This is a genomic window from Anabaena sp. UHCC 0253 (genome assembly GCF_009712085.1).
Classification (GTDB): Bacteria; Cyanobacteriota; Cyanobacteriia; order Cyanobacteriales; family Nostocaceae; genus Dolichospermum.
On record NZ_VILD01000003.1, the window covers coordinates 52,950 to 57,332 of the forward strand.

A 4,383-nucleotide genomic window follows, 5' to 3' on the forward strand; every position below is an offset into this window, starting at 1 on the left:
TTCCGCCCCCTGCTCCCTGCCCCTGCCCTAAAAGCGATTGGGTATTTTTTTTGAAGTCCCTTACTCCCTGTTCCCCACTCCCTATTTACCCACTTAATTCGCCTATACTTATTGCTATTATTGTTCCCTATTGCTTTTTCCCTTGCGCCTAATAAATGTTTGCTGCGTCGAATCAACTACTATGGTCTATGATAGGCTTGCTCCTGACAATGGGTGGTACTTTCCTAGAAGCTTATGGTGTTACCTCTCCTTGGAATTGGAGTCAGCATGGAATTCAAACCCTTTCATTGGGTGTCAGCTATCAAATTGGTGCAGTGCTACTGGTAGGTTGTTTAGGAGGTCAAAATGCTGGGGCGCTCTCACAAATTGCTTACTTAGTGATGGGATTAACTCTATTACCTGTATTTGCCGAAGGTGGCGGTATTGGTTATGTTAAACTATCTCAGTTTGGCTATTTGCTGGGTTTTATTCCCGGAGCTTGGATTTGTGGTTATTTAGCCTTTAAAGCTAGACCTCGCCTAGAAACTCTCGCTTTTAGTTGTATTTGTGGTTTGTTCACTGTTCACGTCTGCGGTATTGCTTATTTAATTATTAGTTATGTTTTGCCTTGGACAAGAACAGAAAATTTATCTCTGATTCAAGCCATCCTCAAATACTCCTGCTTTGCACTACCAGGACAACTAGTAGTTGTTTGTGCTGTCACCATAATAGCTTACGTGCTACGACATATAATGTTTTATTAGTCAGTGGTCATTGGTCAGTAGTTAATAGTCAGTAGCAAATCAAAAACAACTGACAAAGAACACCTGACAACTAACAAAGAACAACTGACAACTGACAACTGACAAATTTATCATGCGTATAAAAAATCGCCTTTTCTGGATTGTTGCTTTGATAGCATTTTTATTCGACCAAATGACAAAATACTGGGTAGTCCAAACTTTCGCCTTGGGACAAACACTGCCATTACTACCAGGGATATTTCATTTTACCTATGTTACTAATACAGGTGCAGCTTTTAGTCTATTAAGCGGCAAAGTAGAGTGGTTACGGTGGCTTTCTTTGGGAGTCAGTTTAGTATTAATGACAATTGCATGGTTTGGACCCCTGTTAAATTTTTGGGATCAGTTGGGTTATGGTTTGATTTTAGGAGGAGCGATAGGCAATGGTATTGATAGATTTGCATTAGGATATGTAATTGACTTTCTGGATTTTCGTTTGATTAACTTTGCCGTATTTAATATGGCAGATTCTTTTATTAGTATAGGAATTGTCTGCCTGTTAATTGCCTCCTGGCAAAAAACACCAAATAATTAAAAATGCCAAATTAAATCATTACTTCTTCACTTGTGAATAGTATTTTGAATTATTTCCATCCTTCTTGCTCCTTTTAAAATTTGAATTTTGTTGGCGGTAGCCTGCTGTAAGCACTATTTTGAATTGTGAATTGTTTATGAGTTCCCCCCAACCTCCTCAAAAGCCACAAACCTTACTTGGTCAACTGACTCAAGCAGTAAATACCATTCAAGCTAGAGTTGATTTTTCCAAACTGGCGCTCAAGCCTAATGCCAAAGTCCCAGAGCTATTAGTACATGATGCAGGGACGAATCAGGCAGAAGAATATCCGTTATTAGGCGATCGCTATATTCTTGGACGTAGCTCTAAATCCTGTGATATCGTCGTCCGTAACCAAGTAGTCAGCCAAATTCACCTCTCACTGTCACGGGATTCCACCCAGCACACTCCCGTTTTTACCATCAAGGATGAAAACTCCACCAACGGTATTTATCTGGGCAAGAGACGCATAAATTCGCTAGAACTGCGTCATGGTGATGTGATCACATTGGGTCCGCCAGAACTAGCAGCTTCTGTCCGTCTCCAATATATTGATCCACCAGCCTGGTATGTGAAAGCTGCTAACGTCTCAGTCGTGGCCATTGGTGGTATCACTGCTCTTGTTGCCTTAGCCATAGGTGTTCAATGGTTGAAATTTACCGTTAGACCTCTACCTACAGCTACTCGCGCCCCTGTAGTTATATACGCTCGTGATGGTTCAACCCCACTCCGTGAACCTAGAAATATCGCTCACATAGATTTGAAACAGTTATCAGACTTTGGTCCCTACTTAGCTTCTGCTGTGATAGCTTCCGAAGACAGTCGTTATTATTGGCACTTTGGGGTAGATCCCTTGGGTGTATTGCGAGCCGTACTGATTAATACTCGTAGTGGTGATGTTCAACAAGGAGCAAGTACAGTTACTCAACAAGTAGCTCGGAGCTTATTCCGTGAATATGTAGGTAGTCAAGACTCTCTAGGACGGAAAGTAAAAGAAGCAGTCGTCTCCCTCAAACTAGAAACCTTTTATAGCAAAGATGATATTTTGCTGACGTACTTAAATCGGGTATTTTTGGGTGCAGATACTTCCGGCTTTGAGGATGCTGCTAAATATTACTTCAATAAATCAGCCAAAGAATTAACTCTAGCCGAAGCAGCCACCTTAGTAGGAATTTTACCTGCTCCCAATGCCTTTGATTTTTGTGGGGATGGTCCGCGGAAACTCGGAGCAGCCGATTACCGGAATCGAGTCATTAAGCGAATGCTAGAAATGGGCAAAATCACCCAAGAAGAAGCCAATCGCGCTCGACGTTCTACCGTCCAAGTTAATCCCAAAGTCTGCGAGAGACAAGCCAATACCATTGCGCCCTATTTTTATGATTACGTCTTTCAAGAACTGACATCAATTTTGGGACCAGAAGCTGCCAGAGAAGGTAACTATATCATTGAAACTCAACTAGATCCAACTATCCAAAGTCAAGCTGAAACCGCGTTAAAAAATTCTATAACTCAAGCTGGCTCAACCTTTGGTTTTTCTCAAGGGGGGATGGTAACTCTCGACTCGAAAACGGGGAGTATTGTGGCCATGGTGGGGGGGAATGATTATCGAAAAAGCCAGTTTAATCGCGCTGTTCAAGCCAAACGACAGCCAGGCTCGACTTTTAAAATTTTTGCTTACACAGCCGCATTAGAAAGGGGTATTTCCCAATATAGAAGTTATTCGTGCAGCCCTTTAACCTGGCAAGGCTTTACGTATAAACCCTGTCGTGCTGGTGCTGGTGGTAGTTTCAATCTCGCCGCAGGTTTGGCACTTTCAGAAAATCCCATCGCTTTGAGAGTAGCCCAGGATGTGGGCTTAAATAAAGTAGTGGAGATGGCCCAGCGTTTGGGTGTTAAATCTGATCTGGAGGCAGTACCGGGCTTGATATTAGGTCAGAGTGTAGTTAGTGTTTTAGAAATGACTGGTGCTTTTGGGGCGATCGGCAACCGTGGAGTGTGGAATCCTCCCCATGCTATCAGTAGAATTATAGATAGTAGTGACTGTAAAGATATCAAAGATTTACAAACCTGTCGTGTGATTTATTCCTTTGATCAAGATCCCGATGGTAACAAAAAAGTTCTAAAAACAGAAATTGCTAATCAAATGACGACTTTAATGCAAGGTGTAATTACTAATGGTACAGGTGGCAGTGCCAGGATTGGTTTAGGGGAAGCAGGTAAAACTGGGACAACGGATAAAAATGTTGATTTATGGTTTATTGGCTTTATTCCCAGTCGTCAACTTGTCACTGGTATTTGGCTAGGAAACGACAATAATTCCCCTACATCTGGCAGCAGCGCCCAAGCCGCACAGCTATGGGGTACTTATATGAAGAAAATTGCTAAATAGGGCTTGCTGATTAAAGCTGAAACCCTTATATAAATAGTGATTGAAGTCTATAAATGGGAAAAAAGTGCAAGGCAATCGGGTAAAATGGGTAATAATCCTCACAAAAACATAGAAAATGTATCGAAAAATTGAAACTCTACCTACCCCCATAGAAAAGTTTAAACTGCCATTTGAGGGACAATTGGCAGAAGATAATAGATGGGTAATAATGGCAAATTTAATTCCGTGGTCAGAATTTGAAGATGAATATGCGAAACAATTCACGATGGAAATGGGCGCACCAGCAAAGTCTTTTCGGATAGCCATAGGAGCTTTAATAATCAAAGAAAGATTGGGTTTAAGTGATAGAGAAACAGTAGAACAAATAAGAGAAAACCCATATCTACAATACTTTATAGGATTGAATAGCTATAGCAATGAAGCACCATTTGAGTCCTCAATGTTAGTTCATTTTAGACAAAGGATAGATATTGAATTAGTGAATAGAATGAATAGAAGTATGGTTAATAATAATGAAGATAAAATCAGTGAGGAAGAAACAGAAAAAAAGTTATTAGCACTGAAGCGGGAGAAGAAAAAATAGATGAAGATAAAAATCAGGGAAAATTAAAGTTAGATGCAACTTGTGTACCAGCAGATATTAAATATCCGACAGATTT

The 4,383-nt window shown here is 40.7% G+C and carries 3 protein-coding genes and 1 pseudogene; all 4 read left to right on the forward strand.

Annotated elements, in window-relative coordinates; all coding sequences use genetic code 11:
- The first annotated feature begins 155 nt into the window (after window positions 1-155).
- Complete coding sequence (locus FJR38_RS08540; RefSeq protein ID WP_168499848.1) at window positions 156-743, forward strand: biotin transporter BioY; 588 nt, start codon at window positions 156-158, stop codon at window positions 741-743.
- 112 nt (window positions 744-855) lie between these two features.
- Complete coding sequence (lspA, locus tag FJR38_RS08545; RefSeq protein WP_168536504.1) at window positions 856-1,317, forward strand: signal peptidase II; 462 nt, start codon at window positions 856-858, stop codon at window positions 1,315-1,317.
- A 136-nt stretch (window positions 1,318-1,453) separates the two neighbouring features.
- The gene (locus tag FJR38_RS08550; RefSeq protein WP_168536506.1) at window positions 1,454-3,724 is read left to right on the forward strand and encodes a transglycosylase domain-containing protein; all 2,271 of its coding nucleotides are present in this window, start codon (window positions 1,454-1,456) and stop codon (window positions 3,722-3,724) included.
- A 115-nt stretch (window positions 3,725-3,839) separates the two neighbouring features.
- Window positions 3,840-4,383 (forward strand): annotated as a pseudogene (locus FJR38_RS08555) (transposase); the annotation flags it as partial.